The organism is Winogradskya consettensis, from assembly GCF_018332715.1.
In the GTDB taxonomy this organism is placed as follows: Bacteria; Actinomycetota; Actinomycetes; order Mycobacteriales; family Micromonosporaceae; genus Actinoplanes; species Actinoplanes consettensis.
Genome location: NZ_BOQP01000039.1, coordinates 1 through 22,998, shown reverse-complemented (window position 1 = coordinate 22,998; position 22,998 = coordinate 1). Strand labels below are relative to the sequence as shown.

General features: G+C 70.2%; 18 protein-coding genes. 10 read left to right on the top strand and 8 right to left on the bottom strand.

The genetic code is table 11. From position 1 onward, the window contains the following. Positions 1 to 2: 2 nt before the first annotated feature. The 4 genes from Aco04nite_RS32395 to Aco04nite_RS32380 all read right to left on the bottom strand — a co-directional run bounded on the left by Aco04nite_RS32395 (position 3) and on the right by Aco04nite_RS32380 (position 3,541). Complete coding sequence (locus Aco04nite_RS32395) at positions 3 to 239, bottom strand: hypothetical protein (protein WP_213001047.1); 237 nt, start codon at positions 237 to 239, stop codon at positions 3 to 5. Positions 240 to 242: 3 nt separating this feature from the next. Then, positions 243 to 488: a hypothetical protein gene (locus Aco04nite_RS32390; RefSeq protein WP_438874825.1), complete on the bottom strand. Its 246-nt coding sequence runs from the start codon at positions 486 to 488 to the stop codon at positions 243 to 245. Positions 489 to 574: 86 nt separating this feature from the next. Next, complete coding sequence (locus tag Aco04nite_RS32385) at positions 575 to 2,728, bottom strand: SulP family inorganic anion transporter (RefSeq protein WP_213001046.1); 2,154 nt, start codon at positions 2,726 to 2,728, stop codon at positions 575 to 577. 129 nt (positions 2,729 to 2,857) lie between these two features. Continuing rightward, the gene (locus tag Aco04nite_RS32380; RefSeq protein WP_213001045.1) at positions 2,858 to 3,541 is read right to left on the bottom strand and encodes an SDR family NAD(P)-dependent oxidoreductase; all 684 of its coding nucleotides are present in this window, start codon (positions 3,539 to 3,541) and stop codon (positions 2,858 to 2,860) included. 47 nt (positions 3,542 to 3,588) lie between these two features. On the opposite strand from Aco04nite_RS32380, the gene Aco04nite_RS32375 reads away from it, so the two are divergent. Further along, positions 3,589 to 3,999 (top strand): hypothetical protein, encoded by a 411-nt coding sequence (locus Aco04nite_RS32375; RefSeq protein ID WP_213001044.1) that lies wholly within the window; start codon positions 3,589 to 3,591, stop codon positions 3,997 to 3,999. 10 nt (positions 4,000 to 4,009) lie between these two features. On the opposite strand, the gene Aco04nite_RS32370 is transcribed toward Aco04nite_RS32375, so the two are convergent. Next, positions 4,010 to 4,585: a TetR/AcrR family transcriptional regulator gene (locus tag Aco04nite_RS32370; RefSeq protein ID WP_244876453.1), complete on the bottom strand. Its 576-nt coding sequence runs from the start codon at positions 4,583 to 4,585 to the stop codon at positions 4,010 to 4,012. Between the two features lie 99 nt (positions 4,586 to 4,684). Between Aco04nite_RS32370 and Aco04nite_RS32365 the strand changes: the two genes are divergently transcribed. Next, positions 4,685 to 5,884 (top strand): MFS transporter, encoded by a 1,200-nt coding sequence (locus Aco04nite_RS32365; RefSeq protein ID WP_213001043.1) that lies wholly within the window; start codon positions 4,685 to 4,687, stop codon positions 5,882 to 5,884. A gap of 143 nt (positions 5,885 to 6,027) precedes the next feature. Here the strand turns inward: Aco04nite_RS32365 and ppdK are convergent, their stop codons facing one another. Next, positions 6,028 to 8,688 carry a pyruvate, phosphate dikinase gene (gene ppdK, locus Aco04nite_RS32360; RefSeq protein ID WP_213001042.1) on the bottom strand — a complete coding sequence of 887 codons (2,661 nt, stop codon included), beginning with the start codon at positions 8,686 to 8,688 and terminating at the stop codon, positions 6,028 to 6,030. A gap of 293 nt (positions 8,689 to 8,981) precedes the next feature. On the opposite strand from ppdK, the gene Aco04nite_RS32355 reads away from it, so the two are divergent. The 3 genes from Aco04nite_RS32355 to Aco04nite_RS32345 all read left to right on the top strand — a co-directional run bounded on the left by Aco04nite_RS32355 (position 8,982) and on the right by Aco04nite_RS32345 (position 15,195). Then, complete coding sequence (locus Aco04nite_RS32355) at positions 8,982 to 11,567, top strand: carboxylate--amine ligase/circularly permuted type 2 ATP-grasp protein (protein WP_213001041.1); 2,586 nt, start codon at positions 8,982 to 8,984, stop codon at positions 11,565 to 11,567. A 72-nt stretch (positions 11,568 to 11,639) separates the two neighbouring features. Then, positions 11,640 to 13,415 carry an N-acetylglutaminylglutamine amidotransferase gene (locus tag Aco04nite_RS32350; RefSeq protein ID WP_213001040.1) on the top strand — a complete coding sequence of 592 codons (1,776 nt, stop codon included), beginning with the start codon at positions 11,640 to 11,642 and terminating at the stop codon, positions 13,413 to 13,415. A 97-nt stretch (positions 13,416 to 13,512) separates the two neighbouring features. Then, on the top strand, positions 13,513 to 15,195 hold the full coding sequence (locus tag Aco04nite_RS32345; protein ID WP_244876452.1) for a S9 family peptidase: 1,683 nt from the start codon (positions 13,513 to 13,515) through the stop codon (positions 15,193 to 15,195). Here the strand turns inward: Aco04nite_RS32345 and Aco04nite_RS32340 are convergent. Next, the gene (locus tag Aco04nite_RS32340; protein ID WP_213001038.1) at positions 15,115 to 16,575 is read right to left on the bottom strand and encodes an MFS transporter; all 1,461 of its coding nucleotides are present in this window, start codon (positions 16,573 to 16,575) and stop codon (positions 15,115 to 15,117) included. The two genes, Aco04nite_RS32345 and Aco04nite_RS32340, sit on opposite strands and share 81 nt — an antisense overlap. Before the next feature lie 90 nt (positions 16,576 to 16,665). On the opposite strand from Aco04nite_RS32340, the gene Aco04nite_RS32335 reads away from it, so the two are divergent. Together Aco04nite_RS32335 and Aco04nite_RS32330 are read left to right on the top strand one after the other, a co-directional pair. Then, positions 16,666 to 17,247, top strand: coding sequence for a TetR/AcrR family transcriptional regulator (locus Aco04nite_RS32335; protein WP_203839053.1), 582 nt, complete (start codon positions 16,666 to 16,668; stop codon positions 17,245 to 17,247). 1 nt (position 17,248) lies between these two features. Continuing rightward, positions 17,249 to 18,265: an alpha/beta hydrolase gene (locus tag Aco04nite_RS32330; RefSeq protein ID WP_213001037.1), complete on the top strand. Its 1,017-nt coding sequence runs from the start codon at positions 17,249 to 17,251 to the stop codon at positions 18,263 to 18,265. Here the strand turns inward: Aco04nite_RS32330 and Aco04nite_RS32325 are convergent. After that, complete coding sequence (locus tag Aco04nite_RS32325) at positions 18,181 to 19,884, bottom strand: CocE/NonD family hydrolase (protein ID WP_213001036.1); 1,704 nt, start codon at positions 19,882 to 19,884, stop codon at positions 18,181 to 18,183. The two genes, Aco04nite_RS32330 and Aco04nite_RS32325, sit on opposite strands and share 85 nt — an antisense overlap. A gap of 87 nt (positions 19,885 to 19,971) precedes the next feature. Between Aco04nite_RS32325 and Aco04nite_RS32320 the strand changes: the two genes are divergently transcribed. From Aco04nite_RS32320 to Aco04nite_RS32310, 3 genes are all read left to right on the top strand, one after another. Further along, positions 19,972 to 21,327 carry an MFS transporter gene (locus Aco04nite_RS32320; protein WP_244876451.1) on the top strand — a complete coding sequence of 452 codons (1,356 nt, stop codon included), beginning with the start codon at positions 19,972 to 19,974 and terminating at the stop codon, positions 21,325 to 21,327. Positions 21,328 to 21,371: 44 nt separating this feature from the next. Further along, the gene (locus Aco04nite_RS32315; RefSeq protein ID WP_213001035.1) at positions 21,372 to 22,193 is read left to right on the top strand and encodes a hypothetical protein; all 822 of its coding nucleotides are present in this window, start codon (positions 21,372 to 21,374) and stop codon (positions 22,191 to 22,193) included. Positions 22,194 to 22,287: 94 nt separating this feature from the next. Next, entirely contained in the window at positions 22,288 to 22,791 is a 504-nt protein-coding gene (locus tag Aco04nite_RS32310; protein ID WP_213001034.1) for a mycothiol transferase, read from the top strand. Positions 22,792 to 22,998: the final 207 nt, after the last annotated feature.

Sequence of the window (22,998 nt, the reverse complement as noted above, 5' to 3'; positions counted from 1 at the left end):
GCTCAGGCCGTCTCGGGAATGACGGCGGGACGCAGACCGGCGGCGCACACGAAGATGCGCCGCCGGTGCTGTGCCTGGCCACGACGGTCGAGCTGGTAACCGTCGAGCCAGACCCATCCGTTGTAGGTGGGGCGGGAGTCGACGGCGATGATGCGGAAGTCGAAACTGGCGGGGCCCGTGAACTGGACGCTGGCGGCCCGCCCGACGTGGACGACGCCACCCGCCTTCAAATCACCCATGTCTCATGCTGTCCTGGGCCGCGGCCGGCGTAAACCGGCCTCTCGGACGAAGATTTTGCGGCGCAGCACGGGACGGCCCGTCCGGTCGAGCTGGTAACCGTCCAGCCAGACCCAGCCGTCATAGGTCGGGCGGGAGTCCACATCGACCACGCGGAAGGCGAAGCCGGCGGGCCCCGCGAACTGGACGCTCGCCGCTCGTCCCACCAGGACGACGTCGCCCGCCCGCACCATCTGCTCCGCAATGGTCAATGAAGTCACCCTTCGCCGACTTCACCTTGGGCGCTCCGCGGGCGGACCTCAATGGCGATTGCACTATTGGCACAAAGATTGCAGATTTATGACACGTTCACACGTGTACGCACTCCATCTGCTACCGAGTACATCCGCGCTTCGGCTAAATCGAAGTAGAGACCGGTAAGCGTGAGCCGCTCCTCGGCCATCGCCCGGCGCACACTTGGATAGCCACGCAGGTTCTCGAGCTGCTGCGCGACGTTCGCGGTGATGCAGTCCTCTTCCGAGATGCCGTCCGAAGAGGACAGGCGCGCTTCCGCCAGCCAGGAGCCCAGGGCCGACGGCGAGCCGGCCGCTCCACCCATCAGGGCGCGTATGGCCCCGCAGCCGGAGTGCCCGCAGACCGTGATCGTGGTGACGCCGAGGACGTCCACCGCGTACTCGATGCCGGCGCCGACCGAGTCGTCGCCGGAGCCGTACGCGGGCACGATGTTGCCGACGTTGCGAATGCAGAACAGGTCACCGGGCCCGCTGGTGGTGATCATGTTGGGCACGAGCCGGGAGTCGGCGCACGTGATGAAGAGCTGCTCCGGCTTCTGCCCGTCCCGCGCCAGGTCGGCCAGGTGCGGACGGACCAGCGGCGCGACGCTGCGCTCGAACTCGTCGATCCCGGCCTGCATGGCGTCGTCGCGCTGTTCGTTGATCGAGACCCACTGCGACCAGGAGCCGAGGTAACGCGCCGGGCGGGCCTGGGACCGGACGCCGCCGAGCCGCCCGGCCGTGGCCTGGTGGAACCAGCTCTCGCTCACCTCGCGGACGTGCACGTGCCCGCCGCCGCGCTCGTACGCGTCCCGCCAGTCCTGAATCGCCTCGAACGCCCCCTGGTCGAGATAGTCGAGGTGCAGTTCCAGTTCGACGCGCTCGCCGGGAGGGACCGTGGAGAGCTCGCGGGCGATCCGGCCGGCGCCGAGGAAGGCGAGTGTGCCGGTGATGACGACAGTCCACTGTCCCTCGGCCGGCGACGTCCGGGTGATCTCGCACCGGGCCAGGCGGCCGATCATGAACACGACGGCGGTGGCCATGCCCAGCGCGACACCGGTGAGCAGGTCGGTGAAGACGACGCCGATCGCGGTCACCAGGTAGGTCGGCAGTTCGCGATGCCGCGCGTACGCCTTGATCTGGGCCAGGCTGATCAGCCGCAACCCGACAACGACGAGCACGGCGGCCAGCGCGGCGAGCGGGATCTGCTCCAGCAACGCCCCGAGGACGAGCACAGAAACCGCAACCCAGAACCCATGCAAGATCGCGGAGCCACGGGTACGCGCCCCAGCTGCGACGTTCGTGGAACTGCGCACGATCACCCCGGTGACGGGCAGCCCGCCGAGCGCCCCGGACACCGTGTTGGCGGCGCCCTGGGCGAGCAGTTCCCGGTTGAGATCCGCGCGCTTGCCCTCATGCAGCTTGTCCACGGCGACCGCGGAGAGCAGCGACTCGACGCTCGCGACCAGCGCGATGGTCACGACCGCCATGGCGATCGCCCCGGCACTGCCGTCCGGCCAGCGCGGGACGGTGAGCTCGCCGAGCGGGTTCGCGGGCAGGTCCACCCGGGCCAGGTCGAAGCCGGCGAGCGAGGCCGTCAGCGTCGCGGCGGTCACCGCGATCAGCGCGGCGGGCAGCAGCGATGTCTTCACGAACCGCGGCCACAGCAGCAGGATCGCGATGGTCAGGACGCCGACGATGACGGCGGGCCCGTGGTTGCCGATGATCTGCCGGGGCAGTTCGCGCAGGTTGTGCCAGGCGGAACTCTGGGCGGCGCCACCGAGCACCACGTGCACCTGGCTCAGCGCGATGACGATGCCGATCCCGGCGAGCATGCCGTGCACGACGGCCGGCGAGAGGGCGAGGGCGGCACGACCGAGCCGCAACGCACCCAGGGCGAGCTGCACGAGCCCGGCCATGGCGACGATCGCGGTGGTCGCGGCCCACCCGAAGTCCGCGACGGTGCCGGCAACGATCACGGTCAGCCCGGCGGCGGGCCCGCTGACCTGCAGTGGGGCGCCGCTGAGCGCCCCGGCGACGATGCCGCCGACGACAGCGGCGATGAGCCCCGCGAGCAGCGGGGCACCCGAGGCCGCGGCGATGCCGAGCGACAACGGGATGGCGATGAGAAACACGACGATCGACGCGGGCAGGTCGTCATGGACAAGGGTCTGCCAGCGGTGGGGCCTGTCTACGTCGGTGCGTTCCGGCGTGGGCATGATGGTCCCTTCGTAGCCGTTTCGGCTTGGTTGCGGCCCTCAGGAGATAAGCCGCAATGGGGAAATTTCGGTCACCCTAACCAAGGTCCGTGAACGCACTGTTACGCAGAGCAATACTTCCGGGTACTCTCAGCTCTTTCTCAGCCGCGCCTGCACCCGGAGCAGCGGCCGCAACACCATGGCCGCCGCCGCCATCCGGCGGGGAAAGGACACCACCACAGCACGGGTACGCACACAGCCCAGCACCACGTCCACAGCCCGCTCCACCGTGATCATCATGGGCTTGACCGCACCCTTCGCCATCTTCGTATCGACGAACCCGAACCGGATCGTGCTCACCGCCACCCCGTGCGGGCGCACCGCCGCCGACAACGACAGCAGGTAGGCGCTCAGCCCGGCCTTGGAAGCGGCGTACCCGGGGGCCTCCGGCGACACCATCACGTCCGAGAGGCTGGACAGCCCGATGAAATGCCCCCGCCCCGCCGCCACCATCCGCGGCACCACCACCTCGACGGCCCGCGCGGCTCCGACCAGGTTGACCTCGATCGCCCGGGTCTGCGCTCCCAGGTCAGCCAGGTCGAGCATCTCCCCCACCCCGGCGGCGTAGACACACAGGTCCACGTCGCCGACCCCCTCCAACGCCGCACCGAAGTCCGCCGCGGTCACGTCAGCGGTCAGGTGGGCGTACCCCTCATGGTCGAGAACGGCCGGGCGCCGCGACACCCCGGTGACCACCCACCCGCCGGCGAGCAACCGCCGCGTCAAAGCCAGACCGATACCGTCGGTGTTACCGATGACCAGGGCATTCTGCACGCCCGGAGGATAGTCCACGGTGGATCACGCTCGTTACGATCCGCGGCATGATGAAGGTCGCGTCGGTGACGTTGCTGCTGTCCGCCGCACTGCTCGGCGGCTGCTCGGAATCGTCCGAGGAAACCGTTCGAAGCACCAAGGGCAAGACGGTCGAGCGGGTCGAGTATCTCGGCGAGGTCGAGGAGGCCTACTGGGTCAACGACGAGACCAAGGACGTCACCACCGGCGACGAGCAGGCCGGCCTCTGGCAGCAGGGGGTCGCCCGGCTCACCCCCGCGGAATTTCAGCTCTTCCGCAACAGCGGCGACTGGAACCAGGTCAGCACCGCACCGATCATCCCCGCCGCCCTGAAGGACAAGCTGCACTTCGGCGACACGTGGTCACTGGGCGAAACCGATCACGGCACCTTCTACCTCGAATCAGACACCCACTCCGTCGTCTTCATCGTCTACGACTGAGCAGCACTGTCTAAGGCTGAGGTCGGCCGGCCATGACCAGCACATCGCCGACCAGCCGTTGTGCGTGGTCGTGATCAACCGGCAGGGCGAACACGACACGGTAGTAGAGCGGCGCGATGACGTGGTCGAGGATCTGCGCGACCGTCGGTGCCGTCTCGCCGCGTTCGCCGGCCCGGCGGACCATCTCCGCCGCCTGCTCGCGCCGCGTCTCCGTGAGCACGCAGCGGGAAACGATCTCGACGCGCGCCGACACCATCGCGCGCAGATATCGGACCCGCTCGGGACGGGTGATGTCGCGGGCGATGAGGGTCGCCCACTCGGTCAGGTCCCGCTCGAGTGATCCGGTGTCGGGCAATGACTCGCCGTCCCGGGTGAGAGCGGCGACCGCGACTTCCTCGAGAAGCGCGTTGACGTCGTCCCAGCGCCTGTAGAGCGTTGTCGGGTTGACCCCCGCCCGCTCGGCGATGACGGGGAAGCTGATCTTGTCGACGCCCTCGCCCATGAGCTCACCGACCGCCGTGTAGATCGCGGTCCGCACCCGGCCACTGCGCCCTCCGGGGCGACTGGTGGGCACTCGGTCAGGCACGTCACAACCTTAAGCAAATATCTTTGCTTTAACAAGACGCTGCCCTACGGTGCTTAAAGCAAAGACCATTGCTTTCCAGTGGAGGTAGTGGAGGGTCTCGTGCTCAACCGTCCAGTCTCGTTCCTCGTCGCCGGAGCCGCAGGCACCGCGACTCTGACGGCCGCCTCGGCGCCGTCACCGCTCTATCCCGTCTACCAGCGCCTCTGGGGCTTCTCCGCATTCACACTGACGGTCGTCTTCGCCGTCTACGTCTTCGCGTTGCTCGCCGCGCTGCTGACCGTCGGCTCGATCTCCGACCGGGTGGGACGCAGGCCCGTCGCTTCCGGAGCCCTTGTTCTCCTCGCGCTGGGCATGCTGCTCTTCGCAATCGCGGGAGGTCCCGGTGGACTGATGGCCGCGCGAATCGTGCAGGGCTTCGCCGTCGGCGCGGCCACCGGCACCACCACGGCCGTGATCATGGATGCGGCGCCGAACCCGCGCGCCGGCTCGATCGTCAGCAGCGCGGCCCCCTCACTGGGGATCGCCGTCGGGGCGGTCCTCGCCGGCGCCCTGGTGGAGTTCGCACCTTTCCCCCGCCAACTCGTCTTCTGGGTCCTCGCTGTCGGCTATCTGGTGCTGGCAGCGCTCGTGTGGTGGATTCCCGAGAGCGCCCGCCCCGAGCCGGCCCCGCGGACGTCGATCTGGCGGGCACTGCTGCCCAGCGCAGGGCTTCCGCAGGTCACGCGACCGGTCTTCGTCGCGCTGGTGCCGTCCATCGGCGCGACGTGGGCGCTCGCCGGGCTGTACCTGTCGCTCGGGTCGTCGATTCTCAGCACCGTCCTCGGGGTGCACAGTCACTTCGTCGTGGGCATCGTGCTCGGGGTGTTCTTCGCCTCGGGGATAGCAGGCACTGTCGTGTCGACGGTCCTGCCGCCGCGCCTTCGCGAGTGGGCCGGCTATGGAGCTCTCGCCGTCGGCGTTCTGGTCACGATCGCGGCGACGCTGACAAGTTCGGTGCCGCTCTATCTGGCCGGGTCGGTGGTCGCCGGGGTCGGCTTCGGGGCGGCGTTCCGGTCCGCCATCAATGCGCTCGGCGATGCGGCACCCGATGCCCAGCGAGGAGAGACGTTCGCGACGATGTACATCGTCAGCTATCTCGCCTTCAGTGTGCCGGCGCTCGCGGCCGGGCTCGCCGTCGAGCGGTTCGGGCTCAAACCGACGGCCGTCGCGTACGGGACGCTCGAAGTCGCCCTGGTCCTGATCGCGACGGCCGCAGGAATCGCCCGTTCACGCCGCCCCGCCGGCCTCAAAGCCGCATGACCGCCCGCACAGCCGTCCCCAAGCCGCATGACCGCCCGCACACCCGGATTCACAGCAGCCCGACCGGCCACGCAGCCGGATCAAAGCAGCGCGACCGGCCACGCAGCCGGATCAAAGCAGCGCGACCGGCCACGCAGCCGGGGTCAGGAGCGGGTGATGGCCGCGCGGCCGGCTTCGAGGCGGGCGACCGGGACGCGGAACGGGGAGCAGGAGACGTAGTCGAGGCCGACGTCGTGGAAGAAGTGGACGGATTCGGGGTCGCCGCCGTGTTCGCCGCAGACGCCGATCTTGAGGTCGGGTTTGACCGCTCGGCCCTCGTCGGTGGCGATGCGGATCAGACGGCCGACGCCTTCGCGGTCGATGGATTCGAAGGGGGAGATGCCGAAGATGCCCAGCTCGAGGTAGCGCCAGAAGAAGGCGCCCTCGACGTCGTCGCGGGAGAAGCCCCAGCCCATCTGGGTGAGGTCGTTGGTGCCGAAGGAGAAGAAGTCGGCTGCCTCGGCGATCTGGCCGGCGGTGAGGGCGGCCCGGGGGACCTCGATCATCGTGCCGATCAGGACGCGGACGCCGGTGCCGCTGATGACTTCCTCGACGATGTGCTCGCACTCCTGGCGGACCATTTCCAGCTCCTGCACCGCGCCGACCAGCGGGACCATGATCTCGGGCTGCGGGTCGAGGCCCTCGCCCGCAAGCTGGGCGGCGGCCTGGGCGATCGCGCGGACCTGCATCGCGAACAGGCCGGGAATGACCAGTCCGAGGCGTACGCCACGCAGGCCGAGCATCGGGTTCTGCTCGTGCATCCGGCGCACGGCGTCGAGCAGCTGGGCCTCTTCGGCGTGGTCCTCGCCGCGTTCGCGGGCCACCGCCACGGTGACGGCGAGCTCCTCCAGCGACGGCAGGAACTCGTGCAGCGGCGGATCGATGAGGCGCACGGTCACCGGGCGGCCGTCCATCGCGCGGAACAGCTCGACGAAGTCGGCGCGTTGCAAGGGCAGCAGGGCTTCGAGGGCGGCCTTGCGATCGCCGTCGGCGCCGGCCAGGATCAGGCGTTCGACCAGCTCTTTGCGATCGCCGAGGAACATGTGCTCGGTGCGGCACAGGCCGATGCCCTCCGCACCGAAGCGGCGGGCCCGCGCGGCGTCGGCCCCGGTGTCGGCGTTGGTGCGCACCGCGAGGCGGCGACGCTCGTCGGCGTGGTCCATGAGCGTGTGGACGGCTTCGACCAGTGTGGAGTCGACCGGCTCACCCTCGAAGTACTGCACGACCTCGGAGGGGCGCACGGGGACGGGCCCGAGGTAGACCCGCCCGCTGGTGCCGTCGATCGAGATGACGTCGCCCTCGGCGACCGTACGCCCCGCCACCGTGAACCGGTCACGGGAGATCTCCACCGCGTCGGCGCCGCAGACACAGGTGCGGCCCATGCCCCGCGCGACGACCGCCGCGTGGCTCGTCTTGCCGCCGCGGGCGGTGAGAATGCCCTTCGCGGCGATCATCCCGGCGAGGTCCTCGGGGTTCGTCTCGCGCCGCACGAGGATGACGTCCTCGCCCGCCGCGGCCAGCTCGGTCGCCCGCGCCGCGCTGAACACGACCTTGCCCACCGCGGCACCCGGGGACGCGCCGATGCCGCTGGTCAGCACGGCGGGCTCACCGGCCAGGTCGAAGCGGGGGAACATCAGCTGCGCGAGCTGGGCGCCGTTGACCCGCAGCAGCGCCTCGTCGAGGTCGATCGCGCCCTCGGTGACGAGCTGCGCCGCGATCCGGAACGCGGCCGCGGCGGTGCGCTTGCCGACCCGGGTCTGCAGCATCCAGAGCTTGCCGCGCTCGATGGTGAACTCGATGTCGCAGAGATCACGATAGTGCCCCTCGAGCAGGGCCATGATCTCGATAAGCTGATCGTACGAGCGGTGGTCGAGCTCCTTGAGCTCCTCCAGCCCGACGGTGTTGCGGATGCCCGCGACGACGTCCTCACCCTGGGCGTTCTGCAGGTAATCGCCGTAAATGCCCTGCGCGCCGGTGGCCGGGTCGCGGGTGAAAGCGACCCCGGTGCCGGAATCCGGGCCGAGGTTGCCGAAGACCATCGCGACGACGTTGACGGCCGTGCCGAGGTCGGCGGGGATGCGCTCCTGGCGGCGGTAGAGCACCGCGCGCTCGGCGTTCCAGGACCGGAAGACCGCCTCCATGGCCAGGCGCAGCTGCAGCTGCGGTTCCTGTGGGAACTCGTGCCCGGTGTGCTTGGCGAAAATGTGCTTGTAACGCTCGGTGAGTGCACGCAGGTCGGCCGCGTCGAGCTGCAGATCATTGGTGGCACCGCGCGTTTTCTTCGCCTCTTCCAGCGCGTCGGAGAAATCGTCACCAGGCACGTCGCAGACAGTTTTGCCGAACATCTGCACGAGCCGGCGGTAGGAATCCCAGGCGAACCGCTCGTCGCCGCCGGCCTGGGCCGCGAGCCCGGCCACACTGGCGTCGTTGAGCCCCACGTTGAGCACGGTCTCCATCATGCCGGGCATCGAGAAGGCCGCCCCGGAGCGCACCGACACCAGCAGCGGATCGGAAGGATCTCCCAGGTGACGGCCCATGGTCGATTCCAGGGCGGCGAGATGGCTGTCGATCTGTCCGGCGAGCTCGTCCGGAGCGCTCCCGGTCGCCAGGTAGGCGCGGCAGGCCTCGGTCGTGACGGTGAACCCCGCCGGGACCGGCAGCCCGAGCCGGGTCATCTCGGCGAGGTTCGCACCCTTGCCGCCGAGCAGCTCTTTCAGATCTTTGTGGCCCTCGGAAAAATCGTAGACATACTTCTCGCCGGACATGATCGCCTCCTGGGGGAATCGTGCGAACAGCGGCAATGATTAACGGAGGTTAAGTGCCCGGCGGCGGCGATTCCAACCGCTCGTGAAGAATTGCACAAGCCCACGCGTATTTGCGTTCGGAAGCACGCTCCCGCGAGCACTTGCGCGCACCGCCCCTGCGCACACAGCGCGGGGTGTCACGATCGTCATGCTTGACGTAGGCCGGAAATGGGCACGTCACAGCTTCGGTACACGAGCTGACAAGGCTCCGGGAAAGCCCGAGACGGCGAGCGCGACAGCTAGGGGTCTGGAACATGACGGAGTCACTCAAGGTCAGCGAGAGCGACGGTAGCGGCGTGGTCGGCACCGACCTCACGCTCGGCGCCGAGGAGGAGCTCCACGTAGTGGATCTCAAGACCCGTGAGCTGGTGCCGCGCGCGCCCGAGATCCTGGAGCAACTCGACGGCGCCAACTACTCGGCGGAGCTGCACCGCTCGGTGGTCGAGACGAACACCCCGGTCGCCCAGAGCCTGGACGAGCTGCGCGACGGGATCGTGACGCTGCGCCGCCGGGCCATCGGTGTCGCCGAGTCGCTCGGGCTCGGCCTGGTCGCGGCGGGCACGATGCCGATCGTCGACCTCGACTCGCTGCCGGTCACCCCGACCTCGCGTTACCAGCGGATGGTCGACGAATACCAGATGCTCGCCCGTGAGCAGCTCATCTGCGGCGCCCAGGTGCACGTCGGCATCGCGGACCGCGACGAGGCCGTCTCCATCGCCCAGCGGGTCGCCCCCGCGCTGCCGGTGCTGCTCGGCATCTCCGCCAGCTCGCCCTACTGGATGGGCGAGGACAGCGGCTATGCGAGCGTCCGGTCGCTGGTCTGGATGCGCTGGCCCACGGCCGGGGACAGCGGTGTCGTCAAGGACGCCGCCGACCACGACGCCCTGGTCGCCGATCTGATCGCGTCCGGCACGATCAGTGATCCCAAGATGGTCTATTTCGATGTACGCCCGTCAGCGCACCTGCCCACCGTCGAGCTCCGGGTCACCGACTCGAGCCCCGACGTCGACACCGTGGTGCTGCTCGCCGGGCTCTTCCGCGGTCTCGTGCTGCGCGCCCAGCAGGACTACCGGGCCGGGCGCCCGCTGGTCGTGACCCGTCCGCCGCTGCACCGCGCGGCGATGTGGCGCGCTGCCCGCTCCGGGCTGGAGGGCGACCTGCTCGACCTGCCGCGCTCGCCCGTGCCGGTGCCCGCCGCGGTCGCCGTGGAGCGCCTCGTCGGCGATCTGCGCCCGCAGCTGGAGGAGCTCGGCGACTGGGAGCAGGTCTTCGACCTCTCCGTGCAGGCGCTCAGCCGGGGCAGCTCGGCGGCACGCCAGCGCCGTGCCATGGCCCGCCGCGGGCGGCTCTCCGATGTGGTCGATCTCGTGGTCGCCGACACCCGGGGCGGCGCCACCGGCATCGGGCCCGGGGGCCAGACGGTTCCGGCCGGGCTCACGCCGTACGCCTCCACGGGCGACGAGGCCTTCCCGGGCGGGGACGTCGTTCCCGCGTACGAAGGCGTCCTGAATGTTCTGAGCGCACTCGGACCGGCCGGCCTGCGCCGCCGCGAGGACGCCAAGGACGACGAGCAGCGCGCCCGCGGGATCACGTTCAGCGTGGCCGGCGAGGCGGCGACCCGGCTCTTCCCGTTCGACCTGGTGCCGCGGATCGTGCCGGCCACCGACTGGAAGGAGCTGCGCACCGGCCTGGTGCAGCGGGTCCGGGCACTCGACGCGTTCGTCAACGACGTGTACGCCGAGCGCCAGGTGGTCCAGGACGGCATCGTGCCGGAATGGGTCATCGACGGCTCCCCCGAGCTGCGTCCCAGTGGCGCCCTGGTCGACCGGCCCGGTGTGCGCGCCCAGGTGGCCGGTGTCGACCTGGTGCTCGACGGCGACGGCAACTGGCGGGTGCTGGAGGACAACCTTCGGGTGCCGTCCGGCATCGCGTATTCCATGCAGAACCGCCGGCTCGCCGAGTCCGTACTGCCGGAGCTGCCCCGCCCCGACGACCTGCTCAGCCCGGAGGGCACCCCGCAGCTGCTCAAGCAGGCACTGCTGGACGCCGCGGGCCCGGCCGCCGGTGACGACCCGCAGCTCGTGGTGCTGAGCCAGGGCCCGGACGACTCGGCGTGGTTCGAGCACCGGATGCTCGCCGAGGAGATGGGCATCCCGCTGGTCCGCAGCACCCAGCTGCTCGTCGACGAGGGCCGCGTCTACCGGATCGTCAGCGGCCGCAAGCACCGCGTCGACGTCATCTACCTGCGGATGGGCGAGGACAGCCTGGTCCACTCCCCCGGCGCGGACGGCATGCCGCTGGGGCCGAGCCTGGTCACCGCGCTGCACGCCGACACGATCGTGCTCGCCAACGCGCTGGGCAACGGGATCGGCGACGACAAGGCCGTGTACGCGTTCGTGCCGAAGATGATCGAGTACTACCTGGGCGAGAAGCCGCTGTTGCAGGACGTCAAGACGTACCTCTGCGGCATCCCGGAGCAGCGCGTCGAGGTGCTGGCCCGGCTCGAGGAGCTCGTGCTCAAGCCCGTCGACGGCTACGGCGGCGACCGGATCGTCATCGGGCCGCATGCGAGCCCCGAGGACCTGGCCGCCGTACGCCGCCAGATCCGCACGGCCCCGCACCGCTGGGTCGCGCAGGAGGTCGTGCAGCTGTCGACGGCTCCTGTCTTCGACGGTCACCAGCTCGCCCCGCGCCACGTCGACCTGCGCGCCTTCGTCTTCACCGGCCGGGAATCGGTGGTCGCCCCCGCGGCCCTGACCCGGGTGGCCCCCGCCGGGAGCATGATCGTCAACTCCTCACGCGGCGGCGGCTCGAAGGACACCTGGCTGCTGGGCGAATAACACCGCCCTTTGGTCAGCACTGTCACAGCTTGGACACACCCCCGAAACGGAACCCGTGGAGGTTGAGAAACTATGTGCGGAATTGGCGGCGAACTGAGGTTCGACGACCGGACGGCCGACCCCGAGGCCGTCCGCCGCATGCTGCCCTGCCTGGAGCACCGCGGCCCGGACGCCGAGGGCCTCTGGCACCAGGGGCCGGTCGCGCTCGGCCACCGGCGGCTGCAGATCATCGACCTGTCCGCATCCGGCGCCCAGCCGATGGTCGACGAGCAGCTCGGCCTGACCCTGGTCTTCAACGGCTGCATCTACAACTACCAGCAGCTTCGCGAGGAGCTGCGCGGGTACGGCTACACGTTCTTCTCCAGCTCCGACACCGAAGTGATCATCAAGGCGTACCACCGCTGGGGCGCCGACTGTGTGCAGCACTTCCTCGGGATGTTCGCCTTCGCGATCCTCGAGCACGCCACCGGCACGGTGATGCTGGCCCGTGACCGGCTCGGCATCAAGCCGCTCTACCTCGCGGAGACGCCGGGGCGGCTGCGCTTCGCGTCCAACCTGCCGTCGCTGCTCGCGGCCGGTGACGTGGACACCTCGATCGACAAGGTCGCGCTGCAGCACTACATGACGTTCCACTCGGTCGTCCCGGCGCCGCGCACGATCGTCGCGGGGGTGCGGAAACTGCCGCCGGCCACCGTACGCATCATCCAGCGCGACGGCACCTCCACCGAGACCGTCTACTGGGAGGCCTCGCACACCCGGATCGCCACCCCGTCGGGCCGCAAGGAGTGGGCCGAGGCCATCCACGCCTCGCTGCGCACCGCGGTCGAGCGGCGGATGGTCGCCGACGTGCCGGTCGGTGTGCTGCTCTCCGGCGGGCTCGACTCGTCGTACATCGTGGCGCTGCTCGCCGAGCAGGGCCAGCGCGGGCTCACGACGTTCTCGATCGGCTTCGAGTCCGCTGCCGGGGAGAGCGGCGACGAGTTCGCCTACTCGGACATCATCGCCAAGCAGTTCGACACCCGGCACCACCAGATCCGGATCGGCCGGGACCGGTTCCTGCCCGCCGTGGCCCGCACGGTCGCGGCGATGAGCGAACCCATGGTCAGCCATGACGCGATCGCCTTCAACCTGCTCAGCGAGGACGTCGCGAAGCAGGTCAAGGTCGTGCAGTCGGGGCAGGGTGCGGATGAGATCCTGGCCGGCTACAGCTGGTACCCCCCGCTCGCCGACGTGCCGCGTGATCGCGCTGTGGACGCGTACGCCCAGGAATTCTTTGATCGTCCCCACCGTGAGCTGGCCCGCCAGCTGAACCCGCAGTGGCTGATCGACACCGACGTGAGCCGCGAATTCGTGGCGGCGAGCTTCGCCCGGCCCGGCGCCGAGACCTCGGTCGACGCGGCGTTGCGGCTGGACACCCAGGTGATGCTCGTCGACGATCCGGTCAAACGGGTCGACAACATGACGATGGACTGGGGCCTCGAAGCGCGCGTACCGTTCCTGGATCACGAACTGGTCGAGCTCGCGGCGGCCTGCCCGCCCGAGTTGAAGCTCGCGCAGGGCGGCAAGGGCGTGCTCAAGGACGCCGCCCGCGGGGTCGTGCCCGACGAGGTGATCGACCGGACCAAGGGATACTTCCCGGTTCCGGGGATCCGGCACCTGGAAGGCACGATGCTGGAGATGGTTCGCGAGGCACTTCACGCACCAGCGGCCCGTGAACGAGCACTATTTCGCCCGGAGTATGTTGACGCGCTCCTGGCAGACCCGAACACTCCTCGTACGAAGCTCGGGGCGAACCAGCTGTGGCAGCTCGCTCTTCTCGAGATGTGGCTGCAGGACAAGGGGATCTAGCAACCGAAGGAGGACCCGTATGACCGGTCAGCTCAACCGTGTCGACGTCACTGTTCTGCCCGCTGGATGGGCGACGAGGGGTACTTATCCTTCGGAAGTGTCGGGCAGCTGGTCGCCGGCGTTGTCGCCCGACGGCCGGCATGCGGCATACGTGTCCGACCGCAGCGGCTCCCCGAAGGTGTGGGTGCAGCCGGTCGGCAGTGAGCTGACGTTCCTCGTCGACACCGGCGAGGAACCGGTCGTCTCGGTCCACTGGTCCACCGGCGGCGGCTGGCTGGCCTGCGTGCTGGCGCCCGGCGGCGCCCCGCGCACGGAGGTCTGGCTGGTCCGCCCGGACGGCTCGGCGCTGCACCAGGTCGCGGGTTTCAGCACCGACAGCGCGGAGAACGTGCGCTGGCTGCCGGGGCGCCCGTTGCTCGCGGTCACGGAGAACCTCACGACCACGCTGCTGGTCGACGCCGAGCACGGCACCCGCGCCGACATCGCCACCGGCGAGCTGATCTCGCTCTTCGACGTCTCCCCGGACCGGTCCCGCGCCCTGCTGCGGCAGGGTCCGCGGGGCAGCCGCTACATCGCTGTCCGCGACCTGGCCACGGGCGTCGACGAGTACGTGACGAGCGGCGAGCAGGCGTGTTTCGGCCCGGACGGCTCGGTGTGGGCCCGCAGCGACGCCGGTGAGCGGCCGGTCCTGCTGCAGGGGTCCGTCCTCCGCGCCGAATCGGACGATGCCGAGGTGGAGGCTTTCGCGCTCACCTCGGACGGCACCAAGCTCGCCGTGCTGTGGAACGTCGACGGCGGCCGGTCCGCGCTGACCGTCGACGGCATGCCGGTGGAACTGCCCGGCTGGGTCGTGTCACAGCCGGCGTGGAGTTCCGACGGCAGCACGCTGACCTTCACCGCCGAGGGGCCGGGACAGCCGCACGGCGTATGGACCTGGACTCTGCCGGGCGGGCTGGTGCCCGTGTCGGTGGACGAGGTCGTCGAGAAGGCGATCCACCCCACGCTGCGCCGCTTCGCCGCCCACGACGGGCTCGAGATCAGCGGCTGGCTCTTCGAACCGCTCGGCCCCGGCCCGCACCCGACGGTTCTCTGGCTGCACGGCGGGCCCGAGGCGCAGGAGCGTCCCGGGCACGGCCCGCTGTTCCAGTCGCTGGTCGACCGGGGCATCGCTGTGTTCGCGGCGAATGTGCGCGGCTCGTCCGGTTTCGGCCGCAGCTTCGTCAACGCGGACAACGGCGCCCTGCGCTACGGGGCCATCGCCGACGTGAAGTCCTGCGTCGAGCACCTCGTCGCGACGGGCGTGACCGACCCGGAGCGGGTCGGCTGCATGGGCCGCTCGTACGGCGGCTACCTCACCCTGGCCGCACTGACGACCTACCCGGAGCTGTTCGCGGTGGGCATCGACGTCTGCGGCATGTCGAACTTCGCCACGTTCTACGAGCACACCGAGCCGTGGATCGCGGCGGCGGCGGTCTCGAAGTACGGCGACCCGGTCCGCGACGCCGACCTGCTGCGCGATCTGTCGCCGATCACCCGCATCGACAACCTCCGCGCGCCGCTGATGGTGGTGCACGGCGAGAACGACAGCAACGTACCGGTCATCGAGGCCGAGCAGGTCGTCGAGGCCCTCGCCGAACGCGGGGTCGAGCACCGCTACCTGCTCTTCCCCGGCGAGGGCCACGAGTTGCTGCACCGTTCGTCACGGGCGGAGTACCTGCGCGAGACGGTCGGCTGGCTCACCCGGCACCTGCTCGGTCTGCACAGCCTTTCTGCGCACTGAGTACAGCCACGCGGGGACGGACACCACCGCGAAGACGACCGCGGCGACCGCGAAGCCGAGGTGCACCGACTCCGTGAAAGCGGTCGGCGGCGCCTCGGCCTCCGCGAGCTTCGACGCGAAGTGGCTGGTCAGGATCGTGCCCAGGATGCTGGTGCCGAGCACGCTGCCGATCTGGCGGAACATGTTGAGCGCGGCACTGGCCATGCCCGCCCGCTCAGCGCCGACACTGGCCACGGCCGCGGCGGTCACCGGAGCCAGGACCAGACCCTCCCCAAGACCAAAAAGCACCAGACCAGGCCACACATGAGCGTACGACTGGTGCGCGGGCGTGATCAGCAACAGCGCTGCGCCGGCCGCGGTGATCAGGAGCCCGCCACCGAGCATCACGCGCAGCCCCACACGCCGTGCCAGCCTGGCGGCGACCGCACTGACGGCGATGTAGACGACGAAGAGCGGTAGCAGCTGGAACCCGGTGTCCAGCGCCGAAGCTCCCTGAACCCGCTGGACATAGAGCACGACCAGCAGCGGGACGCCACCGAAGCCGAACATGGCGGCCACGGCGACCAGCATCGCGGTGCTGAACGCCACCGACCGGAACAGCCGCAGCTGGAGCATCGGATCGGCGCTGCGCAGCTCGACGACGACGAACAGCGCCAGCGCGACCACGAAGACCGCCAGCGCCGTCAGGACCCTGCCCGCGCCGATACCGTTGTGCCCGCCCTCGATGATCGCGTAGGTCAGCGCGGTCACCGTGGTGGTGGCCAGCAGCAGCCCGGGCACGTCGAGCCGGCGGCCGAGGTGCCGGCTCTCGGCGACCAGCAGCGGCGTGACGATCAGCACGACGACCGCGAGCACGGCGTTGGCGAGGAAGACGCTGTGCCAGGAGAAGCCCTCGAGCAGCGCCCCGGCGACGATCGGCCCGGCGGCGAGGCCGAGCCCGGAGGCGCCGGCCCAGATGCTGATCGCCTCGGTGCGCTGGTGCGGGTCGGGGAAGTTGTGGCTGACGATGGTGAGGCTGGTCGGCAGGATCATCGCGCCGCCCGCGCCCATCACCGCCTCGGCCGCGATGAGCGCCCCGGCGCTGTGGGCGGTGAAGGCCAGCACGCTGCCGGCGCCCAGCACGGCGGTCCCGGCGAGGAACACCAGGCGTCGCCCGAGCAGGTCCCCGAGCGTGCCCATGGACAGCGTCAGCCCCGCGACCACCAGGCTGTACGCGCTGGTCACCCACACGATCGTCGTGGCGGAGGCGTGCAGGTCCGCCTGGATGGCCGACAGCGAGCCGACCGTGGCGGTGATGTTGACGAAGGTCATCATCACGCCCAGGCAGACCGCGACCAGGGCGAGCCACGGTCGCTCGCTGCGCCCGGTTTCTGTGCTCATGCGGGTTCTCCCAGAAGTAAAGCGATCACTTTCCTTCGGCACGGTAACGCAGCCCGACGGGGAAAGTACAACGATCGCTATACTTCTGTTGTGAACGCAACAACGGGTACGCGTGGCGGCCGCGGCGCGCGGGAGCGGATCCTGGCGGCCGCCGCCGAGCTTTTTTACGCCGACGGCATCCACGCCACGGGGATCGCCCGGCTGACGGACGTCGCGCACGTGTCGACGCGTACCTTCTATCAGCACTTTCCGAGCAAGAACGCGCTGGTGGCGGCGTACCTGGAACGGTTCGACGCGGAAACCCCGATGCCGGCCGAGCAGGAGCTGACGCGCACCGACCTGGCACCACGCGAGCGGTTGATCCAGGTTTTCGCCACGTTGAAGACGCGCGGCCGGCGGCCCGTGCGCGGGTGCCCGTTCCACAACGCCGCGGTCGAGGCCGCCGGGGAGATGTCCGAGATCGCCGAGACGGTCGCGCGGCACAAGGACGCGTTCCGGCAACGGCTGGCCGACACCGCCGCCGAGGCCGGCATTGCCGACGCCGAGCTGCTGGGGCGCCGGCTCGCTCTGCTGTACGAGGGCGCGACCGCTCTGTCGACTTCGCGCAACGACGGGCAGGCGGCGGCCGACGCCTACGATCTGGCGAAGGAGCTGATCGAAGGGGGCCGATAGCGTGGCGCAGCTGGCATTCGTGGAGGACGGGCCGGATGACGGGCCGCTGATCATCTTCGTGCACGGGTGGCCCGGCATCGGCCTGACCTGGGTGCGACAGCTGGACTACTTCGCGGCTCGGGGCTACCACGTCGTCGCGCCCGATCTGCGGGGGTACGGCGGCTCGCCCGTGTTCGGCGAGCCCAGTGCGTACCGTCAGGAAGAGGTTGTGGGTGATCTGCTGGAGCTGCACGATCGGCTCGGCGCCGCACCTGCCGTCTGGGTCGGCCATGACTGGGGCAGTCCGACGGTGTGGAACATCGCGACGCACCACCCCGCACGCTGCCGGGCCGTGGCGACGCTCGCTGTGCCGTTCGGGACCGTGGAGCTGGGGCTCGATGCGCTGGTCGGGCTCGTCGACCGGGAGCGCTACCCCGACGAGAGCTATCCGTACGGGCAGTTCGACTACATGGCCTACTACGAGCGATTCCCCTCGCAGGTGACAGCCGTTTTCGAAGCCGACCCGTCAGCCACCGTGCGGGCCCTCTTCCGGCGGGGCAACCCGAAGGCGAGCAGCCGTCCGGCGCCCACGGCCACGACCACCGCGGACGGGGGCTGGTTCCGCGGTGGCGACCGGGCGCCCGACCTGCCGCTGGACGAGTCCGTGCTGACCCCGGGGCTCTTCGCCGAGCTGGCCGGCTCGTTCCAGCGCAACGGATTCGCGGGCCCGACCGCCTACTACCTGAACCACCGGGCCAACGCGGACTACGCAGCGACGGGCGGGCCACTCACCGTCCCGGTGCTGTTCATCGGCGCGGAGTTCGACCCGGTCATCGACCTCACCGCCCCGGCCATCCTCACCGGCATGCGCGCGACGTGCCCGGATCTCACCGAGGTGACCGTGCCGGCCGCCGGGCATTGGCTGCAGCTGGAGGCGGCCGGCACGGTCAACGCTCAGCTGCTCGACTGGCTGACCGGCTTTCCCACATCCGAGCCCCCGGCGGCCGGGAAGACCGGGAGCACCACCCGCGACGGGTGATCGGCGTCGTGGAAGACCTCGAAGCGGTTGGTACGGCCCTGCGTCGCCGTGCCGAACGGCTCCGCGGTGCCCATGTTGCGGGCGTAACGCGGGAACGCGCCACCACTGACCTGGACGCGCACCCGGTGGCCGGCCCCGACCCGGTAGGCGGTCGGGAACAGCTCGACGTCCACCGCCAGCACGCCGTCCGCGACCTCCGTGACGTCGTCACCGGGGACGGTGCGGGGGTCCAGGCGGCGGATGCCGTCGACGATGTTGCGGGAGACACCCTTCGGGTCGACGTCGCAGAGGCGGACGAAGACGTCGGCGTGCGGGAGCTCTGTGCGTACATAAATCTGGGCCTTGACCTGCCCGACCAGATCCAGATCGGCCGTCAGCGCCGGGCCGGTGAAGACCAGGACGTCGGCGCGCTGCTCGACCACCGCGTTGTCGGCCTGCTTGCCCGGCGGCTGCAGCAGCGGGCCGCCCACCGTCGGGGTCGGGTCCACCGGATCGTAGGTGAACGTGCCCGGGGCCGCCGACGCCTCGGGCTCCGCGGTCAGCCCGCCGTCCCCGCGCAGGTGGAAGGGCTGCGCCCGGGTCGCCGCCGGGGGCCACTCGCCCAGCGCCAGCCACCTGTTGGCCTGTTGGAGGAAGACCCGGACCGGCGCCGCGTCCTCCGGCGGCGGGCCGCCGCGCAGGTGATGATCCAGCCACGCGAGATCCGTCTTGGCGACCATGCGCAGCTCGCCCGGCTCACCGTGTAACCACGGGCCGACCACGATCCGTGCAGGCACTCCCGCGGCGCGTAACGCGGTGTAATCGGTCATCGTGCCGGCGAGAAACAGGTCCCACCAGCCGGTGACCATGCTGACCGGCGGCATCCGGCTGAAATCCGCGTCGTTGTGGTTCGCCTCCGACCAGAACTCGTCACCCGGCTCGGAATGCGCGACGAAGTCCCGCCAGAACGGCACCGGGGCGCCCGCCACCGCCACATCAACCGCCTGCAACGGCAGCCGTTGCAACGCAGCGTGCACCCGGCCGCGCAGCCGCGGATCGGGCAGCCCGCTGCGCTCCTGCCGGCCGATCGACGACGACCAGGTCAGCCCGGTGTGGATCTGCGGCGCGCCGTGGTTGTAGAACAGCGTGCCGGTCACCTCGGACGACGTGATGTGCGGGGAGACACAGACCAGCGGCGGGTCGGCGTACGGCGCCACCGCCCACTGGGTGTGCCCGAAATAGCTGCCACCGGTCATCGCGATCCGGCCGTCGCACCACGGCTGCTCGCGCAGCCACGCCAGCGTCGCCAGGCCGTCCTCACGCTCGGTCGTGAACGGGCGGAACTGGCCGCCGGAGCCGAACGTGCCGCGGGTCGCCTGCATGAACACCTGGAAGCCACGGCGGGCCAGGGGCGCGGCGAACATCTGCGCGTAGAGCCCGGACCGGCCGTAGGGCACCCGGATCAGGACCACGGGCAGCGGTTTCTCCTGACCCACCGGGACGTAGTGGTTGGCGAGCAGGGAGATGCCGTCCGGCATGGGAACCGCGACGTCTTTCCTGATCTCGTACGCGACCGCGCTGGTCGGCAGCCCCAGCGCCCGGTCGGCGGCGGCGCCGGCCACCCTGCTCAACATCGTCATGCTCCGACTGTATTTCGTTTCCGTGACGGGACACACGCCCGGTTTGTGACGTGTTTCGTTGCCGTCCGGCCCCGTGCAGGAGAAAGGTTGGAGGCACGCGAGCGGACGGAGTGGATGACCATGCGAGGCGGGGCCCGGGCATGGGCGGTGTGGGGAATCGCTCTGTCGGCGTACGTCGTCGCTGTCCTGCATCGCACCTCGCTCGGTGTGGCCGGGCTCGACGCGCAGCAGCGCTTCGGGATCGGCGCCGGCGCGCTCGCCTCGTTCGCCGTGCTGCAACTGCTCGTCTACGCCGGGCTCCAGGTCCCGGTCGGGGTGCTGCTCGACCGGTTCGGGTCGCTGCGCCTGATCGTCGCCGGCGCGCTCATCATGGCGTCCGGGCAACTGCTGATGGCGTTCGCCGACGGGCTCACCGGCGCGGTGATCGCCCGGGTGCTGGTCGGCGCGGGCGACGCCATGACCTTCATCAGCGTGCTGCGCCTCGTGCCGCAGTGGTTCCCGACCAAACGGGTCCCGGTGGTCAACCAGCTCAGCGGCATCGTCGGGCAACTGGGCCAGGTGCTCAGCGCCGTGCCGCTGGCCGCGCTGCTCGCCGGGCCGGGCTGGACCACCGCGTTCGTCAGCGCCGCCGCCACCGGGCTCTTCGTGGCCATCCTCGCGCTGGTCGCGTTGCACGACACCCCGGAGCGCCGGGTCAACACGGGCGCGGCGATATCCGCCCGCAAGCTCGGCCAGGACCTGCGCTCGGCCTGGCAGCACCCCGGCACCCGTCTCGGCCTGTGGACCCACTTCACGACCCAGTTCACGGGTACGGTCTTCGCGCTCATGTGGGGCTACCCGTTCCTGATCGCGGGCGAGGGGCTGTCCCGCGGCACCGCCAGCACCCTGCTCACGCTCTTCGTGCTCGTCGGCATGATCGGCGGCCCGCTGATCGGTGTCGTGGTGCAGAAGCACCCGCTGCGCCGTTCGTGGGTGGTGCTCGCCGTGGTCGCCGCCAATGCGCTGGGCTGGGGACTCGTGATCGCGTGGCCCGGCCGGGCGCCGATGGCGGTGCTCCTGATCCTGGTCGTGGCGCTCGGATTGGGCGGCCCCGGCTCGATGATCGGCTTCGAGTTCGCCCGCACGTTCAACCCGCCCAACCGGCTCGGCACGGCGACCGGCATCGTCAACGTCGGCGGCTTCGTCGCGTCGCTGGTCACCATCGAGCTCGTGGGGCTGATCCTCGACGCCCGCACGGGTGGCCGTGCCGATTACGACATCACGGATTTCAAGGTCGCCATGTCCGTGCAATACGCTCTGATGGCCATCGGCGTGCTGGGCATCCTGCGCACACGCCGGTTGGCCCGGCGGCGCATGGCCGCGGAGGGCGTGCACGTGCGCCCGCTTCGTGAGGCTCTGGCCGACCGTGGATGGTTTAGCTCCGAGCGCATCGGTAAAGGCTGAAGCTTCAGACGCGCACCGAATCAACAGTTTTGTGTGAGGAGGACATGACCGAGCAAGCACCGGACCGTCTGTGGTCCGGTATCCAGATCAGCAAGGTCGTCGCCGGAACCCTGGCTGCGATCGCCGCAGCGGTGCTGGGCTCCTTCCTGGGAGTCGCGGGCACTCTGGCAGGAGCGGCGCTGGCCAGTGTGGTCGGCTCCGTCGGAACGGAGATCTTCAACAACTCCCTGAAACGCGGCACGAAGACACTGCAGACCGTCGCGCCCACGTTCATCCGGGCCCCGGCAGCGATCGGCACCCCAGCCGTCGCCGCCGCCTCCGAGGAGGACAACCCGGCGCACACCGTCCCCGACGACGCCGTCGTGGAAGACGCCGCCGTCCCGGCGGTCAAGCCGCGCCAGAAGATCCGCTGGGGCCACATCGGTCTCGCGGCGGCGGTGCTCTTCGCGCTCTCCATGGGCTCGATCAGCATCATCGAGGCGTTCACCAAGAAGCCGCTCTCGGCCTCGGTCACGGGCAGCACGGCCACCGGCAGCACGGTCTTCGGCCACAAGAAGTCCAGCGACACCACCGACGAGAAGCCGTCCACGGAAACGTCGACGGCCCCCTCCGAGGCCCCGGCAGACGGCACCGACCCGGCCGAGGACCCCTCGACGGCGAGCAGCGCCGAGCCGACCAGCACGGCGACCTCCTCAGCCCCCGAGGACGGCCCGACCACGGAGCCGACCACGGACGCCCCGCAGCCGGACTCCACCGGCGGCACCGGCGACCAGTCGGAGCTGGACGGCACCCAGCAACAGGACAGCAGCGGTAGTGGCAGCGGCGCCCAGCAGGAACTGGCACCGGCACCCCAGCCCTCCGAATAGTTCCGCAAGCGTCCGAAGCTCCCGCACTCCCCCTGAGTGCGGGAGCTTCGTCGTCTCCGGGATACATCCGAGACGACCGGGGAACATTGACCCCATGAAGACGAACGAACTCCTGGCCGAAATCCACGGCCGGCTCCCCGACCTCGTGAAGGGTGCAGTGAAAGACCTGACCCCCGAGCAGCTCGCCACGGCACCGGCCCCCGGCGCCAACACGGTGGGCTGGCTGGTCTGGCACCTCGCCCGCGGGCAGGACAGTCAGATCGCCGACCTCCTCGGCGAGGACCAGATCTACGAAACGGGAACCTGGGCGGCAAGCTTCGGCCTCAAACCCGACCCGTCCGACACCGGCTACGGCCACACCCCGGACCAGGTCACCCAGGTACGCCCCACCAGCAGCAAAGCACTCATCGACTACTACGAGGCAGTCCACGCCCGCACGGCCGGCTACCTCTCCGGCCTCACCGACAAGGACCTGGACCGGATCGCCGACGACGCCTGGGACCCCCCGGTAACCCTCGGCGTCCGCCTCATCAGCATCCTCGACGACGACACCCAACACGCCGGCCAGGCCGCCTACGCCCGCGGCCTGCTCAGCTGACCAACCCGGCCTGCCCCCGGCAGGGCATCCACCCGAAGGCAGCAGCGCACGAACTCAGGGCCAGCGCGCAAGCTCAGGGCCAGCGCGCAAGCTCAGGGCCAGCGCGCAAGCTCAGGGCCAGCGCGCAAGCTCAGGGCCAGCGCGCAAGCTCAGGGCCAGCGCGCAAGCTCAGGGCCAGCGCGCAAGCTCAGGGCCAGCGCGCGAACT